At 65.3% G+C, this 15393-nt stretch carries 17 protein-coding genes; 4 read left to right on the top strand and 13 right to left on the bottom strand.

Going from position 1 to position 15393, the window contains the following annotated elements; genetic code table 11:
* The first annotated feature begins 123 nt into the window (after positions 1 to 123).
* On the top strand, positions 124 to 309 hold the full coding sequence (locus GJ654_RS12180; protein WP_155446431.1) for a YgaP family membrane protein: 186 nt from the start codon (positions 124 to 126) through the stop codon (positions 307 to 309).
* Positions 310 to 380: 71 nt separating this feature from the next.
* Here GJ654_RS12180 and ftsZ read toward each other — a convergent pair whose 3' ends face one another.
* The 6 genes from ftsZ to GJ654_RS12150 all read right to left on the bottom strand — a co-directional run bounded on the left by ftsZ (position 381) and on the right by GJ654_RS12150 (position 7457).
* The gene (gene ftsZ / locus GJ654_RS12175; protein ID WP_155446430.1) at positions 381 to 2099 is read right to left on the bottom strand and encodes a cell division protein FtsZ; all 1719 of its coding nucleotides are present in this window, start codon (positions 2097 to 2099) and stop codon (positions 381 to 383) included.
* A gap of 320 nt (positions 2100 to 2419) precedes the next feature.
* Entirely contained in the window at positions 2420 to 3730 is a 1311-nt protein-coding gene (ftsA, locus tag GJ654_RS12170; RefSeq protein WP_155446429.1) for a cell division protein FtsA, read from the bottom strand.
* The gene (locus GJ654_RS12165; RefSeq protein ID WP_155446428.1) at positions 3727 to 4791 is read right to left on the bottom strand and encodes a cell division protein FtsQ/DivIB; all 1065 of its coding nucleotides are present in this window, start codon (positions 4789 to 4791) and stop codon (positions 3727 to 3729) included. Before GJ654_RS12165 ends, ftsA begins: the two co-directional genes overlap by 4 nt.
* On the bottom strand, positions 4758 to 5681 hold the full coding sequence (locus GJ654_RS12160) for a D-alanine--D-alanine ligase (protein WP_155446427.1): 924 nt from the start codon (positions 5679 to 5681) through the stop codon (positions 4758 to 4760). The genes GJ654_RS12165 and GJ654_RS12160 overlap by 34 nt, the downstream gene beginning before the upstream one ends.
* Before the next feature lie 187 nt (positions 5682 to 5868).
* Positions 5869 to 6777: an FkbM family methyltransferase gene (locus GJ654_RS12155; RefSeq protein WP_155446426.1), complete on the bottom strand. Its 909-nt coding sequence runs from the start codon at positions 6775 to 6777 to the stop codon at positions 5869 to 5871.
* Between the two features lie 5 nt (positions 6778 to 6782).
* Positions 6783 to 7457, bottom strand: a complete 675-nt coding sequence (locus tag GJ654_RS12150) for an alpha/beta hydrolase (RefSeq protein WP_155446425.1) — start codon at positions 7455 to 7457, stop codon at positions 6783 to 6785.
* Positions 7458 to 7546: 89 nt separating this feature from the next.
* Between GJ654_RS12150 and GJ654_RS12145 the strand changes: the two genes are divergently transcribed.
* Both GJ654_RS12145 and GJ654_RS21470 read left to right on the top strand, forming a co-directional pair.
* Positions 7547 to 8005, top strand: a complete 459-nt coding sequence (locus GJ654_RS12145; RefSeq protein WP_155446424.1) for a hypothetical protein — start codon at positions 7547 to 7549, stop codon at positions 8003 to 8005.
* Between the two features lie 316 nt (positions 8006 to 8321).
* Positions 8322 to 8447 (top strand): hypothetical protein, encoded by a 126-nt coding sequence (locus tag GJ654_RS21470; protein ID WP_264586237.1) that lies wholly within the window; start codon positions 8322 to 8324, stop codon positions 8445 to 8447.
* 6 nt (positions 8448 to 8453) lie between these two features.
* Here GJ654_RS21470 and GJ654_RS12140 read toward each other — a convergent pair whose 3' ends face one another.
* The 5 genes from GJ654_RS12140 to GJ654_RS12120 all read right to left on the bottom strand — a co-directional run bounded on the left by GJ654_RS12140 (position 8454) and on the right by GJ654_RS12120 (position 12733).
* A complete protein-coding gene (locus tag GJ654_RS12140) occupies positions 8454 to 8999 on the bottom strand; it encodes an NADPH-dependent FMN reductase (protein WP_155446423.1) in 546 nt (181 codons plus the stop codon).
* A 76-nt stretch (positions 9000 to 9075) separates the two neighbouring features.
* Positions 9076 to 9273, bottom strand: a complete 198-nt coding sequence (locus tag GJ654_RS12135) for a hypothetical protein (RefSeq protein ID WP_155446422.1) — start codon at positions 9271 to 9273, stop codon at positions 9076 to 9078.
* 90 nt (positions 9274 to 9363) lie between these two features.
* Entirely contained in the window at positions 9364 to 9924 is a 561-nt protein-coding gene (locus GJ654_RS12130; RefSeq protein ID WP_155446421.1) for a hypothetical protein, read from the bottom strand.
* Positions 9924 to 10925 (bottom strand): patatin-like phospholipase family protein, encoded by a 1002-nt coding sequence (locus GJ654_RS12125; RefSeq protein WP_264586238.1) that lies wholly within the window; start codon positions 10923 to 10925, stop codon positions 9924 to 9926. The genes GJ654_RS12130 and GJ654_RS12125 overlap by 1 nt, the downstream gene beginning before the upstream one ends.
* Complete coding sequence (locus tag GJ654_RS12120) at positions 10910 to 12733, bottom strand: extracellular solute-binding protein (RefSeq protein WP_155446420.1); 1824 nt, start codon at positions 12731 to 12733, stop codon at positions 10910 to 10912. The genes GJ654_RS12125 and GJ654_RS12120 overlap by 16 nt, the downstream gene beginning before the upstream one ends.
* A 234-nt stretch (positions 12734 to 12967) precedes the next feature.
* On the opposite strand from GJ654_RS12120, the gene GJ654_RS12115 reads away from it, so the two are divergent.
* Positions 12968 to 13687, top strand: a complete 720-nt coding sequence (locus tag GJ654_RS12115; RefSeq protein WP_155446419.1) for an invasion associated locus B family protein — start codon at positions 12968 to 12970, stop codon at positions 13685 to 13687.
* Positions 13688 to 13839: 152 nt separating this feature from the next.
* Here the strand turns inward: GJ654_RS12115 and hspQ are convergent, their stop codons facing one another.
* Both hspQ and GJ654_RS12105 read right to left on the bottom strand, forming a co-directional pair.
* Complete coding sequence (gene hspQ, locus GJ654_RS12110; protein ID WP_425540384.1) at positions 13840 to 14181, bottom strand: heat shock protein HspQ; 342 nt, start codon at positions 14179 to 14181, stop codon at positions 13840 to 13842.
* Between the two features lie 111 nt (positions 14182 to 14292).
* Positions 14293 to 15339: an HpcH/HpaI aldolase/citrate lyase family protein gene (locus tag GJ654_RS12105; RefSeq protein ID WP_155446418.1), complete on the bottom strand. Its 1047-nt coding sequence runs from the start codon at positions 15337 to 15339 to the stop codon at positions 14293 to 14295.
* Positions 15340 to 15393: the final 54 nt, after the last annotated feature.

Genomic DNA, 15393 nt, shown 5'->3' with positions numbered 1-15393 from the left:
GCCTTCTTTTCACATGAGCCTAACGGATCGGCGCCTGGAGTAAATGACGCCGAACGCCGCAGCCCGCTTGATTTGACTCTCATACATTAATATAATCGAATATATAAGACAAGGAGCCCGCTCATGACACTCAACAACGCTGTTCGCGCGCTGGCCGGGACGATGGTGCTCGTCTCGGTCGCGCTGGTCTATTTCGTCTCTCCCTGGTTCCTGCTGTTCACGATCTTCATCGGGCTCAACCTGATCCAGTCGGCTTTCACCGGCTTCTGTCCGCCGGAGTTCCTGTTTCGCAAGATGGGCCTGAAGTAGGGCGGTCCCAAGGCCATCGTCCCCAAACAAAAAAACCCGCCTCGCGGCGGGTTTCTTGTTGGTTTCTCGCCTCAGCGGCTCTGCCGGCGCAGGAAGGCCGGGATTTCCAGCTGGTCCTCCTCGGGGCGCGGCAGGGCGCGGCCGTCGGCGGGGCGCTGCTGTTGCGGGCGCGGGGCATATTCGGCGTGGACGGGCGCCGGCCTCTGCTGCGCGTAGCCCTGCGGCGGGGCGATCTGCGGCTGCGGGGCGCCCTGGTGGGCGCGCAGCTCGTCGGCGCGGCTCATGCCGAAATTGGCGAGACGCTCCAGAAGGGTGCGGCGCTTGGTCTCGGGCTCCGCCTCGACCGGCTGCTGGCCGCGCAGAAGATTCTGGCCGGGAATCGGCAGGTCGTCGATGCTGGGCATGCGGCGGCTTTGCGGCTGTTCGGCGGCCGGCGGAATGTACATCTGCTGCTGCGGCGCCTGGGCCTGGCGAACCTGCGGGACGGGCGCAGGCGCATGATAGGGCTGCTGCGCCACGCGGGTGATCTGCACGTCGGCGTGCTGCGGGGCGTAGCCCTGGTCGGCCGGCGCGGGGTAGTAGGCTTGCGCGGCCTCCATCTGCGGGGCCGGAGCGGGCTCCGGCGCATACATCGGCTCCTGGGTCGGCGCGGACATCTGCTGCGCGGGCGTCTGCTGGATCGGCATCTGGGCCGGCGCCGGCGGCTGGCCCTGGGCGCTGCGGGCGGCGTTCTCGGCGCGGGCGGCGGCCTGGGCGGCGGCCTGGGCGCGCAGGCGCTCGCCGGCTTCGGCGAGGCGCTGCTCGTTAACGTCATAGGCGCCCAGCGGCTTGTCGATGCCGGTGGCGACCACGGAGACGCGGATGATGCCGTCGAGGCTGGAATCGAAGGTCGCGCCGAGGATGATGTTGGCGTCCTCGTCCACTTCCTGGCGGATGCGGCTGGCCGCCTCGTCCACCTCGTAGAGGGTGAGGTCGTTGCCGCCGGTGATCGAGATCAGCAGGCCGCGCGCGCCCTTCATCGACACTTCGTCGAGCAGCGGGTTGGCGATGGCGGCTTCGGCGGCGAGAATGGCGCGGCGGTCGCCGGAGGCTTCGCCCGTGCCCATCATCGCCTTGCCCATGTCGCGCATGATGGCGCGGACGTCGGCGAAGTCGAGGTTGATCAGGCCTTCGCGCACCATCAGGTCGGTGATGCAGGCGACACCGGAATAGAGCACCTGGTCGGCCATCGAGAAGGCGTCGGCGAAGGTGGTGCGCTCGTTGGCGACGCGGAACAGGTTTTGATTCGGGATGACGATCAGGGTGTCGACGGCCTTGTGCAGCTCTTCGATGCCCTGGTCGGCGACGCGCATGCGCCGGGCGCCCTCGAACTGGAACGGTTTGGTGACGACGCCGACGGTGAGGATGCCCATGTCGCGGGCGGTGCGCGCGATCACCGGGGCCGCGCCGGTGCCGGTGCCGCCGCCCATGCCGGCCGTGACGAAGCACATGTGCGCGCCGGTGAGGTGGTCGCGAATTTCCTCCATGGCCTCTTCGGCGGAGGCGCGGCCGATTTCCGGCTGCGAGCCGGCGCCCAGACCCTCGGTTACCTGCAAGCCCATCTGGATGATCCGCTCGGCCTTGCTGCTGGTCAGCGCCTGAGCGTCAGTGTTGGCGACGATGAAATCGACGCCGGCAAGGCCGGAGGCGATCATGTTGTTGACCGCGTTTCCGCCGGCGCCGCCGACGCCGCACACCATGATCCGGGGCTTCAGTTCGCGCAACTGTGGCGCTTGCAGGTTAATCGTCATGTCGGCCTCTTGTCCTCACCAGGTCTGGGCAGTTCTGGGCAGCGCAGGTGGAATGATCCCAAGCTTGTATGACTTCGCCGCAATATCGTTAGAATTTCGTTAACGCCGTTAACTTTTCGTCCACCACATTGCGGAGACTTTGATGCGCAAGGCTCGCCGCGCGTCGAAATTTTTACCGGCCTCGCCGCAGCCGCGTCGGTCTTGAACGCGTCCGCTCACGAATCGCAGATCAAGCTCGCCATGATTCGCTTGCGCGGGGCTTGACCAAGCCCGTCGAACGGGCGCGCCAACCCCGACGGCCAGGGACGACGACAAGCAGATCAAAAACTCTCGCGCAGCCAGCGGCCCATCCGTCCAAAATAGCCCTTCGAAACCGGCGCGGACACGCCGGAGCGGCCGGGCTCGAAATATTCGCCGGCCGAAAATTGCGGATAGATCAGCAGGCCGACCGCGACGGCGAAGCCGGGATTCTTGGCCGAATCCGGCAGGCCCTGCACGCCGAGCGGGCGGCCGATGCGGATTTGTCCGCCGAGAATCCGTCGCGCCGCGTCCGGCAGGCCCGTGAGCTGGCTGGCGCCGCCGGTGAGAACAACCCGTCGCCCGGCGACCGGATGTCCCGCCGCGTTGAGGCGGTCGCGGGCCAGCTCCAAAATTTCTTCGACGCGCGGGGCGATGATCCGGTTGAGATGGGCGCGCGGGATGTGAGCGGGATTGTCGCGGTCTTCCGCAACCTGGACGATCGGCAATGTCTCGCGCTCGTCGGAGGGCGAAAAAATCGCGCTGCCGTGCAGCGTCTTCAGCCGCTCCGCATCGCGAAGCGGGATGTTGAGGACGCGGGCGATGTCCATGGTCACATGGCGGCCGCCGAGTGCAAAAGCGTCGGCGTGGACGAGCTTGCTGTCCTGAAACACGCCCGTGCTCACCGAACCGCCGCCGATGTCGAGCACGATGGCGCCGAGCTGTGCCTCATCGTCGACCAGCACCGACAGCCCCGCCGCATAGGGCGTGGCGACCACGGCCTCCACCGAGAGGTGGCAGCGCTCGATCGCCAGCATCAGATTGCGCAGCGCGGCGGAATCAGCCGACACCACGTGGAATTGCGCGCCAAGCTTTTCGCCCATCATGCCGCGGGGATCGCGGATGCCCGAGGCGCCGTCGAGCGAAAAGCCGTTGGGCAGGCTGTGCAGCACGGAGCGGCCCGGCTGCGCCGTGCGCAGCGCGGTCGCCTCCAGCACGCGGTGCAGGTCGTTGGCGGTGACCCCCGCGCCATAGATCGGCACATTGGCCTGGAAACAGGCGGCCGACAGCCGCCCGCCGGCATTGGCGACGATGACGCTCTCGACCTGAACGCGCGCCATGCGCTCGGCGGCGTCCACGGCGAGGCGCACCGAGGCCTCCGCCTCCTCCATGTTGACGACCACGCCCGCCTTGACCCCGCGCGAGCGCTGGTGGCCGATGCCGAGAATGCGGGCGCGATGGGTGCGACCGCGCAAGGCGTCGGAGCTTTCCACCGGCTCCAGCCGCGCGATCAGGCACACGACTTTCGAACAGCCGATGTCGAGCACGCAGAGCGTGGCGCTCTTGCGCGGCGAAAGCGGTTTGAGACGCGGAAGGACGAGCGGTTGGGTCATTTGGGCGCTCCCTTGTGCGGCGCGCTTGCGGCGCGGGCGGCGGCGGCCTCTTCCGTCAGCCGCACGAACAGCCGTCCGGGGGTGCGAAAGTCGAGCGACACGATGTCCTTGTCGAGAATGCGGCTGTCGGACTGGAGCCGCGCCAGCTGGCGCAAGGCGGCGGCCGCATCCTTCTCCGGCAGCATCACCTCGACGCCATTGCTCATCGACAGGGTCCAGCGTCGCTTGGACACCAGGATCCCCGCGCGCACCTTGTCCTTCAATTCTCCGGCCGCGTCGAGCAGCGCCAGATATTCGCCGATTCGGTTGTTGGCGTCCTCGCCCACCACGAAGGGCAGGCGGGCGTGGCGGGCCTCGTGGAAATCATCGATCGGCGCGCCATCGGCGGCGACGATGCGGATCACCCCGTCCTTCTGCCAGACGGCGTGCGGCGTGCGTTCGGTGATTTCGATGATGAGCCGGTTGGGCAGCAGTTTGCGAATCTGGGCGTTCTTGACCAGCGGCATGGTCATCAGCCGCGCGCGCAGCTCGCCGGCGTCGAGGAACGGCAGGGATTGCAAGCCGTTGACGCCGGCCCCCTTGAGAATTTGCGCCTCGTTCAGTTCGAGCGTCCCTGAAATGGTGACGGTGTCCAGCCCGAAGCCAAGCGCCCGGGCGACGATGTCGGTGGGGGCGCCGTTCGCTTTCACGAAAGCGTCGTACTGGCCGCCGCGCTGCGCGCCAAAAAGTCCGACGGCGGCGAAAAAGGCGAGGCCGAGGCTGAAGGTGACGCCCGGCCGGGCGAGAAAACGGGCGATCGCCGCGCGTGTGTCGCCGCGCTGGCTCTGCCGGGCGCGGGGGAAGATTTTGGTCGGGCGCGACGGGCGAGCGGCGGTCGCGCCGGCAAAGACCGGCTGGCCCGCCGGGGACGCGCCGGCAAAAGCCGGCCCTTTGCCAGTTGCGGACGCGCCGGCAAAAGCCGGCCCATTACCTGAAGCGGACGCGCCGGCAAAAGCCGGCGCTATGGGGGGCGCCAGCCGAAACCGGATTAACGATCGCAGGAAGCGTCCCGCACCATCCATTTCACCAACTCGCCGAATGTCATGCCCGCATGGGCGGCCATTTCGGGCGCGAGCGAGGTCTCGGTCATTCCGGGCTGGGTGTTGACCTCCAGCACGACGAGTTCCCCAGTACCTCCGGGGGTGTCGTCGTAACGGAAGTCAGTCCTGCTGATGCCGCGGCAGCCGAGCGCCTTGTGCGCCTTGAGCGCCAACTCTTGAATGTTTAAGTAAATATTTTCTTTAATTTTCGCCGGAAGTTCGTGGATGGAGCCGCCCGGCTTGTATTTCGAATCGAAATCGTACCACTCGCTGGATACCGAGTTGATCTCGGTCACCCCCAGCGCCCGGTCGCCCAGCACCGCGCAGGTCAGTTCGCGTCCCGCGACAAAAGTCTCCGCCAGCATCATGTCGCCATGCGACCAGTCCGTGCGCAACAGCTCCTGCGGCGGATGCGAGCAACCTGTCTTCACGATGAACACGCCGTAGGAGGACCCCTCGGAGACCGGCTTCAGCACATAGGGGGGCGGCAGCACGTGGGCTTTCGCCGCCTCGAAGCGCGTCACCGTCTTTCCCGAGGGAACCGGCACGCCCGCGGCGGCCATCACCACTTTCGCCTTGTCCTTGTTGGCGGCAAGGGCGGAAGCGAGGACGCCGGAATGGGTGTAGGGAATGCGCAGGACTTCGAGGAGGCCCTGAATCGCCCCGTCCTCGCCGCCCGGCCCGTGCAGGGCGTTCAGCGCGACGTCGGGTTTGAGCGCCGTGAGCACGGTCGCCACATCGCGGCCGACATCGACGCGGGTGACTTGGAACCCTTCGGCCTCCAAGGCCTTGGCGCAGGCCTCGCCGGAGCGGAGCGACACGCTGCGTTCGCTCGACAGCCCGCCCATCAGGACGGCGACATGCTGGCTCATGAGAATCACTCCGCTTGTGAGTTTCGCGGCCAATGAAAGCGGTGCGGCGCAAATGGCAAGGAGTTTTTGTGGGCTGCGGGTGGGCGGGAGCCGTGGCGCCCGGCGCGACCGGCTGGTGGAGCTGTGCGTCGCTCGCGACGCGCGGCGTGGGCGCGTGCAAAGAGACCTCCGGCGGAAGCGCCGGAGTTCAGGAGGTCCCAGGAGCGCACAGCTCCACGATCTTGTCCGAGATGTCGCGATCTTCGCCAGACAAGGCGCAGACATCGTAATAGTAAACCGCCCGCTTTTTCAGCCGGCTGTTCAGGACGATGTAGTCGAGGAGTTGGCGGAGCAGGGGGCTTTGCTCTCGCGTCAGGCGCATCAGGTGCGTGCCGGCATTGTCGAAGACATGGAATGTGTCGTAGCCGGCCGCCAAAAGCTGTTCGATGGCCTCCACGCATTTTGCGTACGGACTGCTTGGCTGGCAAGGGTCCATTTCGAAGAAAATGACGGGACGCCGCCTGGAAATGAAGTTCGCGCCGGAACGCAGGACGTCGGGGTCGAAGCCGTCAGTGTCGATCTTGAGAAAATGCGCGTCCTTGAACGCGGCGCGCCGCGCCAGGACGTCATCCAGGCTGACGAGTTTGACCGCGTCGCCCGTGTCGCCGCCCAATACGATGCGCGACGTGCCCGCGCCGGTTTCCACGACGGGCGCGGCCCCGGACTCGCAATCGCCGATGAAGGCAAGCTCGAATTCGGCGTCGGGGCAGAACGACCGCACGTTTTGTTGCAAAAGCGACGAAAACCTTGCGTTGCCTTCGATGCACAGCACCCGGCAACGCGCGTCCTTGACCATGAAGGCGGCGGTGTCGCCGACATTCGCGCCGACGTCGATGGCGGTCAGGCCCTCGTATTTCTCAGCGACGAGGCCGGAGATCACCTCGATGGGCCGCTCGTAGCCGGGATGATGCGCCCGGAACTTGTCGAGCGCGTGCCCCGGCGGCAGGACGATCACATGCGCGCCGATCCGGTATCGCCGGTGAAACCGGGACCGCGCCTTGATCCACAAAAATGCGGCGGCGCGTCGAATCCTCTCGGCGCGCGTGGGTCTCCCCATCGCGCTCAGTCCGAGCGCGACGCGATCGCCACACGCGGCGGGTTGCCGAGGCGCTTGTCGAGGTAGTCGCCGACCGCGACCATCAGCTCGTCCACGCGGTTTTCGAAGAAGTGGTTGGCGCCTTCCACCACCGCGTGCTCGATGGAAATGCCCTTTTGCGTCTTCAATTTTTCGATCACGCCCGTGACCTCCTTCACCGGGGCCACGCGGTCCTGGTCGCCGTGGACGAACAGGCCGGAGGACGGGCAGGGGGCGAGGAAGGTGAAGTCGAAGCGATTCGCCGGTGGGGCGATGGAGATGAAACCCTCGATTTCCGGGCGGCGCATCAGCAATTGCATGCCGATCCACGAGCCGAAGGACACGCCGGCGATCCAGCAGGCGCGGGCCTCGGGGCTCACCGCCTGCGCCCAGTCCAGCGCGCTCGCCGCGTCGGAGAGTTCGCCCGCGCCATGGTCGAACGCGCCCTGCGAGCGGCCGACGCCGCGAAAGTTGAAGCGCAATACGGAGAAACCGCGTTCCGCGAAAGCGTAGTAAAGCTGGTAGACGATCTGGTTGTTCATCGTTCCGCCAAACTGCGGATGCGGATGCAAAATGATCGCGAGCGGCGCGCCGCGCTGCTTGGACGGATGGAAGCGGCCTTCCAGCCTGCCGGCGGGGCCGTTGAAAATCACCTCGGGCATGATATTTCCTATATGAGGGCGCGTCGCGCTTTCTTACATAAGCCCTGAGTCGAAACGCAAACATTTTCGCCAATTCTTCGGAGAGCCGCGTGCTTACGGTCATTCGCTTCATCGCCCTTTCCGCTTCGGTGGCGGGCGTCCATCTTTTCGACGGCCTCGGCTTCGGGGCTCTGGCGTTCGGCTTCCTGATCGGCCTGCTCGCCGTCCGATTCTACTGGCTGCTGCTGCCGGCCGCCGGTCTGGCCAACCTCTCCCACCTGATTTACGCGGAGAGCACCGGCTCCGGCAAAATGGAAGGCGCGCTGGGCGTGTTCCCGGTGGAGCTTTTTGTCTTCGTCATGTTCACGGGGCTTGGCTACGCGATCGGCGTCTGGTCGCGCGTCGTGCTGGCCTGGCGCCTGGAGCGGCTCAAAAGCCTGGGCGCCGCCGAGGCGGGGGAGCCCGCGGAGGCCCGAGAGGCCGTAGAGGAAGGGAACGTCCAGCCGGTCGAGGCGCAAGCCGCCCCGGCTGAACGCAAGGCGATCAGCGAACAGTCGACCCAGCCTTGAAATCTGGGCGGTGTCGGTCTGCTAAGCAGGATTTCCGAAAAGTGGCCCCCGGTTTTCGGACAAAAATCCTGCAAAAACAAAGGAACCTAAGCAAGCATTCGTTTGGCGACCAACGAATGCTTGCTTAGAGCATTTTCAAGCGAAGTGGATGCCGGTTCGCGTGAAAAAATGCGTCAAAACAAAACTCTAGAGCTTTTTCATGTTTCCATGAAACGTGAAAAGCTTTAATTCGTTTTTTCAACAAATTCCGCACATTGACGCGCAAATCGCCGCGACCGCCGGTCGGATGCGCGCCGAGGAGAAGGCGCGTGGTCGAATGCTCGCCGAGCTGGATGCATTCATCCCCACGACCGCCGTGGTCAAGGGCGCGACACTGGTGACGCGCAACTTCAAGGTTTCCGAGCGGCTCGACGTGCGGCTTCACAACCCGTTTTGCGCGTGAGCGCGGTCACGCCCGCGCAAAAGCCGCGAAGGCCGCCAGCTGCTTGCCGATAAAATCCTTCGTTCCCTGGTCGGCGAGGTCGCCGGTTTCCTTGTCGAATTTGGCCATCGCGCCCCCGACCATCACTTCCGGGGTGTTGAACACGCGCGCGTCGAGGAACACAAAGCACTGGCGCAACTGATATTGCATGCGCGCGCCGCCAAGCGCGCCGGGCGAGGCGCTCTGGATCAGGATGGGCTTGGCCTTGAACGGCTGTTCGGTGAGGCGCGACAGCCAGTCGATGGCGTTCTTGAGGCCACCCGGGATGGAATAATTATATTCCGGCGAGACGATGATCACGCCGTCGGCGGCGCGGATCGCCTCGCCCATTGCGGTGACGGCTGGGGGAAATCCTTGCGCCTGCACGTCGGCGTCGTAGAGAGGAAAAACGCCTACAGAGCCGAGCGGGACGATCTTCACGCCCTCGGGCGCAAGCGCGGGCAGGGCGCGGGCGATGCCGCCGTTGAACGAAGCTTTTCGCAGGCTGCCGAGCAGGGTGACAAATTGCGCCATGACCATCCCTCAAGAAAAAGCGGCGAGGAATCGCCGCTTCTCTCATAACAGCCAAGGCCGCGCCACGGTTCCCGGATCAGGCGCTCGCGTGGACGAAAAAGTACAGGAATCCCTGGGCGGCCAGGTAAATCAGGAAGCAGGCCACCAGCATCGTGCCCTTCTTGCTCTTCATCTTAAACGACGCCAGAAGGCCCGCCACCAGCGGCAGGACCACAATAAGCTGGAGCATGCTGAGGGTTTGCGGCGTCACGCCGATGCCAAATTGCGAGTCCAAGGCAAGTCTCCTGTTTCGTGTGCCGGACCACACCTCTAGCGCAGCGCAAGCTTCGGCTGAACTGGTTTTTCGTCAAGGCGGGCCTGCGGGTTATTGTCGCGCCTGAACCGCTAGAGCATTTTCAAGCGAAGTGGATGCCGGTTCGCGTGAAGAAAATGCGTCAAAACAAGAATCGAGAGCTTTTTCATGTTTCCATGAAACGTGAAAAAGCCTCGGGCGGACCAGTTTTTCGAGCACCTCGGCCTTGAGCGTGAGCGTCGCGAGCGCCGGGGCGCCGACGATCAGGGTGATCGCCTCGCCCCACAGCAACTTGGCCTTTTCGGTCTTGACGATGTCACGCCAGGGGATGCGAAGATTTTGCTTGAGCGCGAAGGACAAGGGGCGGGCCGGCGCCAGATAAAGCCCGGACTCGTCGGCGCCCACCGTCATGCAATTGCGATAAAGCACCGGGCCGATCATGACATTCTGGCGCGGCAGGGCGCCCTGCGGAGCCGGACCCGACGTCGGATATTTTTTCGCCAGATCGCGCCAGCGCCCGCCGCCTCTGCCAAAGGCGCGTTCGATATGCGGCGCCACCCAGGCCAGAAACACCACGGCGACCAGCAGGGCGTCCACGCCCATGTGCAGGGAGAAGCCGAAGTCCGAATCCATCAGGCCTCCTGAGCGATCCAGCCCTCCGCGGCGGCGCGGCCGGCGTCGCGCAGCTTGCTGACGAACGACCAGCTCAAGTTTCCGGCGCTCTGCTGGGCCAAAGCCTCGACCTCGTTTTCGGCGGCGATGCGGTCCAGACGCAGCCGCGCCCACTTCCCGGAGGAATCGCCGGCGGCGCAAAGAGGCGCCAGTTGTCGGATCGCGTCGATCTCGCGGTCGAGGGTCGAACAGAAATTGATCTGGTCGATGCGCCGCTCGATGTCGGCGCGGCTGCGCGGCACGATATCGGCGCGCTTGGGCGAGATTTGTATGATGAGCACCGTGCTGGCCTCTGTCTTGACCACCAGCGGGGTCAGAGGCGGATTGGCGACATAGCCGCCGTCCCAATAATGCTCGCCGTTGATCTCGACGCTGTGCTGCAACAGCGGCAGGCAGGCGGAGGCCAGCACGCAGTCCACCGTCAGTTCGTCGCGCGAAAAGATGCGCAGGCCGGCGTCGGAGATGCGCGTGGCGCCAATCAGCAGCTTGGGGCCGTTCGCCTTGCGCAACAGCTCGAAATCGACATGGGCGTTGAGCGCGTCGCGCAGCGGATTCAGGTCGAAGGGATTGAACTGGTAGGGGGTCAGCGCCTTGGTCATGAAGTCGAGCGGAAGACGCGCGATCGGCAGGAACAGATTAGGATGGCTGACGTGCGTCCAGAAATCGTCCAGAATTTTTCGCGCGCCGTCGCGGCCGCCCGAGGCGAGGCCAGAGGCGAGCAGCACCGCGTTGACCGCCCCGGCGCTGGCGCCCGAGATCGCGTCGAAGGAAATCGCCTCCTCCTCCAGCAGGCGCTCCAGCGCCCCCCAGGTGAAGGCGCCGAACGAGCCGCCGCCCTGCAAGGCGAGGGCAAGCCGGCCGGGAGGCCAGGGCCGGCCGGGTCCTGGTCTGCGAATTCTCAGGTGTTTGAAGAAACCCATCGCGTCAAGATGGGCGTGCGGAGGGCTCAGCGCAAGCTCCACGTCTCCAGCGCGTCGTCGAACAAGGGCTGGGCGAAGCGCGGCAGTTTTTGCGGAAAACCGATGCGGCGGCGCCAGGCGACCCACTGGGAATCGCGGTGGAAGAGGGGAACGGCGTAAAATCCCGACAGCAGCGCGCGGTCGAGCGCGCGGGCGGCGGCGACAAAGTTTTCGCGGGTGTCGGCGGCGACCAGCGCGGCGATCAGCGCGTCGAGCGCCGGGTTTTTGGCGCCTGAAAAATTGTAGGAGCCCTCGCGGTCGGCGGCCTCGGCGCTCCAGCGGTTGCGCTGCTCGTTGCCGGGCGAGGCCGAGGCCTGCCAGAGCGCAAAAGTCATGTCGAAATCGAATTTTTGTCGCCGGCGCTGGAATTGCACCTCGTCCACCGGCCGCACCCGCGCCTCCACGCCGATGCGGCGCAATTGCCCGGCATAATTGAGGGCTATGCGCTCCTGGTCGCGGGTCTGCGTCATGATCTCGAACGAAAGGGGGTGCCCGTCCCTGCGCAGCGCGCCGTCTTCCATGCGCCAGCCCGCCTGCTCCGCCAGGGCCAGCGCCCGGCGGGCGATGTCGCGGTCGCGCCCCGAACCGTCCGCGACCGGCGGCGCCCACGCGCCCGCAAGGATGTCGGCGCGCACGGCGCCGGGGAAGGGGGCGAGTAGCGCCAACTCGGCTTCGCTCGCCGGCCGTCCGGCGCTGGACAGTTCGGACTGGTCAAAAAAACTCTTGGTCCGTGTGAACAGGCCATCGAACAGGTTGGCGTTGATCCATTCGAAGTCGAACATCATCGCCAGCGCCTCGCGCAGGCGCGGATCGCCAAAAATGTCGCGGCGGGTGTTGAAGGCCAAAGCCTCCATGCCCTTGGGCCCCCCGAGCGGCAGCGCCTCGACCAAGACTTCGCCGCGTTCACGCGCCGGGAAGGCGTAGGCCTTGGCCCAGCGATGCGGATCGCTCTCCATGCGCACGTCGATGAGGCCGGCCTTGAACGCCTCGAACAGGCTGTTGTCGTCGCGGCCGTACAAAAACTCCACCCGGTCGAAATTGGCGAAGCCGCGCATGGACGGCAGGTCGCGGCCCCAATAGGTTTCGTCGCGGGTCAAGACCAGCTTTTCGCCCGGCTTGACCTGCGTCACCTTGTAGGGTCCGGAGCCGAGCGGAACGCTCAAGCCGTTGTCCAGGAAAATTTTTTCTGTCAGCGCGTGCGCCGGAAACACCGGCATCAGCGCCAGGATCAGCGGCAGTTCCCGGTCGTTGGCGCCGGTCAGGTCGAAGCGGACCGTGCGCTCGTCCGGCGCGGTGACGCCGGCCGCCAGCCCGAAGGCGGCGCGCGTCTGCGGGCGTCCGTGATTTTTCAGAAGGTTGAAGGAAAACAGCACGTCACGCGCGGAAATTGGGGCCCCGTCGGAAAAACGCGCCTTGGGGTTCAGCCGGAAGACGACAAAATCCCTGGCCTCGTTGGTCTCGATGCTCTCCGCCACCAGCCCGTAGAGCGAGAACGGCTCGTCGAGATTGCGCGCCATCAGGCTTTCGTAGACCGGTCCGATCAGGCCCTGCGCGGTCGAACCGGCGTTCACGCCAAACGGGTTGAGATTGTCGAAGGCGCCGTAGGCGCCGAGTTTCAGCACGCCGCCCTTTTTCGCATCGGGGTCCGCGTAGGGGAAGCGCGCGAAATCGGGGGGCAGGGCGGGCGCGCCGTGCATGGCGAGTCCATGGGTGATTCGCGCGGAAAACCCCTGCGCCCGCGCATGATCAGCCGGGGCGGTGAAGAACAGCGCGCAGACCAGCGCGAAAGTCGCCCGCGAAAACCGCAACATTTCGAAAACTTAAGGCAACGCGTGCGACAAGGCCAGATAATCGTGGGTTCGAGCACATTTGGCGGCTGGAAAAACCGGGCCGAAGGGGGTATTAAGGCGCCGTCGATTTATCGCCCCATTTGGGGGCGAAGAGCGCGCGCCCCGCTTGGAACGCGACGCGACGGGTCCGGCGCGGGGATAATCTTGCCGGCGGCGTGGATGCGGCCTTGTGAGGATCAGCTGAAAGGATTTTGGATGTCTCTGTCTTCGTCCCGCTTTACCGCCGCTCTGGTCGCGGGCGCCCTGCTTGCCTCGCCGGCCTTCGCTCAGGCGCAGAAGCCTGCCGCTCCGGCGGCTCCGGCCGCGCCTGCCCCCGCCGCGCCGGCGGGCCAGCCCGCCGCGCCGCAGGGTCCGATGAAGGTCGATCTTCAGCCGTCGCAGCCGCAATGGACCAAGGTCTGCGGCAAGGACCAAGCCGCGGGCAAGGAAATTTGCTATACGACCCGGGACTTCGGCGCCAAGGCCGACCAGCCGCCGGTTCTCGCCCTCGCCGTCTATGACGTGAAGGGCGACGACATCAAGATCGTGCGCTTCCTGATGCCGGTCGGCCTGATGCTGCGCCCCGGCTTCCGCTTCGCCGTCGACAAGGGCCCGGTGACCGAAGGCGCCTACGAAATCTGCTTCCCCAACGGCTGTTTCGCCGAAGCCAAGGTGAAGAAGGACGTGGTGGAAGCCGCCAAGAAGGGCACGAACATGGCGGTCTCGGTGAAGAACCAGGCCAATATGGAAGTCGTGTTCAATCTGCCGCTCGCCGGCTTCGGCGCCGCCTTCGACGGCCCGGCGGTCGATCCCAAGGTTTTGGAAGAGCAGCAGAAGAAGCTCGCGGAAGAGCTGCAGAAGCGCGCCGAGGAAGAGCGCAAGAAGCTCGAATCCCAGCAGCCGGCCGCTCCCGCCGCCCCCGCCGCGCCGAAGTAAGCGTTGCGGTCACTTGCTTTGAGAAGCGCCCGGAGTGATCCGGGCGTTTTTATTATGTGATCAGATGGTTACGTCCTGATCGCGACAGCCCGGCCCTGGCGACATGGCGTTGGATGGATTCCGGGAGATCCTCGTCATTGGGCGCCGGGCCCTCAGTTCATCACCTGGCAGCGCTTCACATAGCGCCCGGTGGGGCTGCGCAGGAAGACGACATCCACCTGCGGATTGCGCAGCGGCGCCCCGTTGTCGTCGGGCAGCAGGTTCTGTTCCGAGACGTAGGCCGTGTATTCGGTCTCCGCATTCTCGGCGTAGAGGTGATAAAATGGCTGGTCCTTGGCCGGGCGCACGTCCTCGGGGATCGACAGCCACCATTCCTCGCTGTTGGCGAACACCGGATCGATGTCAAAGATCACGCCGCGAAACGGATATTTGCGGTGCTTCACGACTTCGCCGATGCCGTATTTCGCCGCCCTGGGTTTCATCGCTTCGCCCATCGCGCTTCCCATTGCTTCAGCAGGAAATCTTAATCTCAAGCTCTCCTGAGTCAATGTGGCGCAAAAAAACTCCCGGCGAACCGGGAGCTTAGCCATTCTTTTAACCCGCGCTCAGAACCCGTAGGCGGCGGCGAATTCCGGGTCCTTGGCGGCGACCTGCTTGGCGCAGTCCACCATCACCTTGGCCTGTTTCCAGGTGGCGTCGTCCTGCATCTTGCCGTCGATCATGGCGACGCCGGAGCCGTCGGGCATGGCCTCCAGAATCTTTTTGGCGAAGGCCACTTCCTTGGGATCGGGCGAAAACACCCGTTTGGCGATGGCGACCTGGTTGGGATGCAGCGACCACGCCCCGGCGCAGCCGAGCAAAAAGGCGTTGCGGAACTGCACCTCGCAGGCGGCGAGGTCGGCGATGTCGCCGAACGGGCCGTAGAAAGACTTGATGCCGGCGCTCTGGCAGGCGTCCACCATTTTGGCCACGGTGTAATGCCAAAGATCCTGCTGGTAGACGGCGCGCGGCGCCGAGCCTTCCGGATCGGCCAGCACTTTGTATTCGGGGTGGCCGCCGCCGACCCGGGTGGTCTTCATGGCGCGCGAGGCCGCCAGATCGGCCGGGCCGAGGCTCATGCCATGCATGCGCGGCGACGCCAGGGCGATCTGCTCGACATTCTTCACGCCTTCGGCGGTCTCCAGAATGGCGTGGATGAGAATGGGCTTTTTCACCTGATGCCGCGCCTCAAGCTGGGCCAGCAGCTGATCGAGATAATGAATGTCCCAGGGGCCCTCGACCTTGGGCAGCATGACGACGTCCAGTTTGTCGCCGACCGCCGCGACGATTTCGGTGATGTCGTCCAGCGCCCAGGGCGAGTTCAGGCAGTTGACGCGCGTCCACAGGCCGGTCGAGCCGTAATCGTGCGCGGCCGCCATCTCGATAAACCCTTTGCGGGCCGCCTCCTTGGCGTCCGCCGGGATGGCGTCTTCCAGATTGCCGAGGATGACGTCCACGGTCGGGATCATGTCGCCGATTTTCGCCCGCACTTTTTCCAGATGCGGCGGGACGAAATGGATCATGCGCTCCACCCGCACCGGCAGCTCGCGATAAGGTTCGGGGGCGCCGATGGCGAGCGGTTTCAGAAAATTGCGCGGGCTTTTGACGGTCATGAAAAACTCCCTGGTTTGCGCTGGGCCTTAGGGGAAAAGCGGCGGGGCCGCAAT

Origin of the sequence: Rhodoblastus acidophilus (genome assembly GCF_009720655.1) — a bacterium.
Lineage (GTDB): Bacteria > Pseudomonadota > Alphaproteobacteria > Rhizobiales > Beijerinckiaceae > Rhodoblastus > Rhodoblastus acidophilus_A.
Note: the sequence above shows the minus strand (reverse complement) of the source record. Positions and strands in the feature narration are given on the sequence as shown.

Bases quoted from the DNA above. Each gene is read 5' to 3' on its own strand.
- GJ654_RS12180 (WP_155446431.1), top strand. From the start codon at position 124: ATGACACTCAACAACGCTGTTCGCGCGCTGGCCGGGACGATGGTGCTC.
- ftsZ (WP_155446430.1), bottom strand. From the start codon at position 2,099: ATGACGATTAACCTGCAAGCGCCACAGTTGCGCGAACTGAAGCCCCGG.
- ftsA (WP_155446429.1), bottom strand. From the start codon at position 3,730: ATGACCCAACCGCTCGTCCTTCCGCGTCTCAAACCGCTTTCGCCGCGC.
- GJ654_RS12165 (WP_155446428.1), bottom strand. From the start codon at position 4,791: ATGGATGGTGCGGGACGCTTCCTGCGATCGTTAATCCGGTTTCGGCTG.
- GJ654_RS12160 (WP_155446427.1), bottom strand. From the start codon at position 5,681: ATGAGCCAGCATGTCGCCGTCCTGATGGGCGGGCTGTCGAGCGAACGC.
- GJ654_RS12155 (WP_155446426.1), bottom strand. From the start codon at position 6,777: ATGGGGAGACCCACGCGCGCCGAGAGGATTCGACGCGCCGCCGCATTT.
- GJ654_RS12150 (WP_155446425.1), bottom strand. From the start codon at position 7,457: ATGCCCGAGGTGATTTTCAACGGCCCCGCCGGCAGGCTGGAAGGCCGC.
- GJ654_RS21470 (WP_264586237.1), top strand. From the start codon at position 8,322: ATGCTCGCCGAGCTGGATGCATTCATCCCCACGACCGCCGTGGTCAAG.
- GJ654_RS12140 (WP_155446423.1), bottom strand. From the start codon at position 8,999: ATGGCGCAATTTGTCACCCTGCTCGGCAGCCTGCGAAAAGCTTCGTTC.
- GJ654_RS12130 (WP_155446421.1), bottom strand. From the start codon at position 9,924: ATGGATTCGGACTTCGGCTTCTCCCTGCACATGGGCGTGGACGCCCTG.
- GJ654_RS12120 (WP_155446420.1), bottom strand. From the start codon at position 12,733: ATGTTGCGGTTTTCGCGGGCGACTTTCGCGCTGGTCTGCGCGCTGTTC.
- GJ654_RS12115 (WP_155446419.1), top strand. From the start codon at position 12,968: ATGTCTCTGTCTTCGTCCCGCTTTACCGCCGCTCTGGTCGCGGGCGCC.
- hspQ (WP_425540384.1), bottom strand. From the start codon at position 14,181: ATGGGCGAAGCGATGAAACCCAGGGCGGCGAAATACGGCATCGGCGAA.
- GJ654_RS12105 (WP_155446418.1), bottom strand. From the start codon at position 15,339: ATGACCGTCAAAAGCCCGCGCAATTTTCTGAAACCGCTCGCCATCGGC.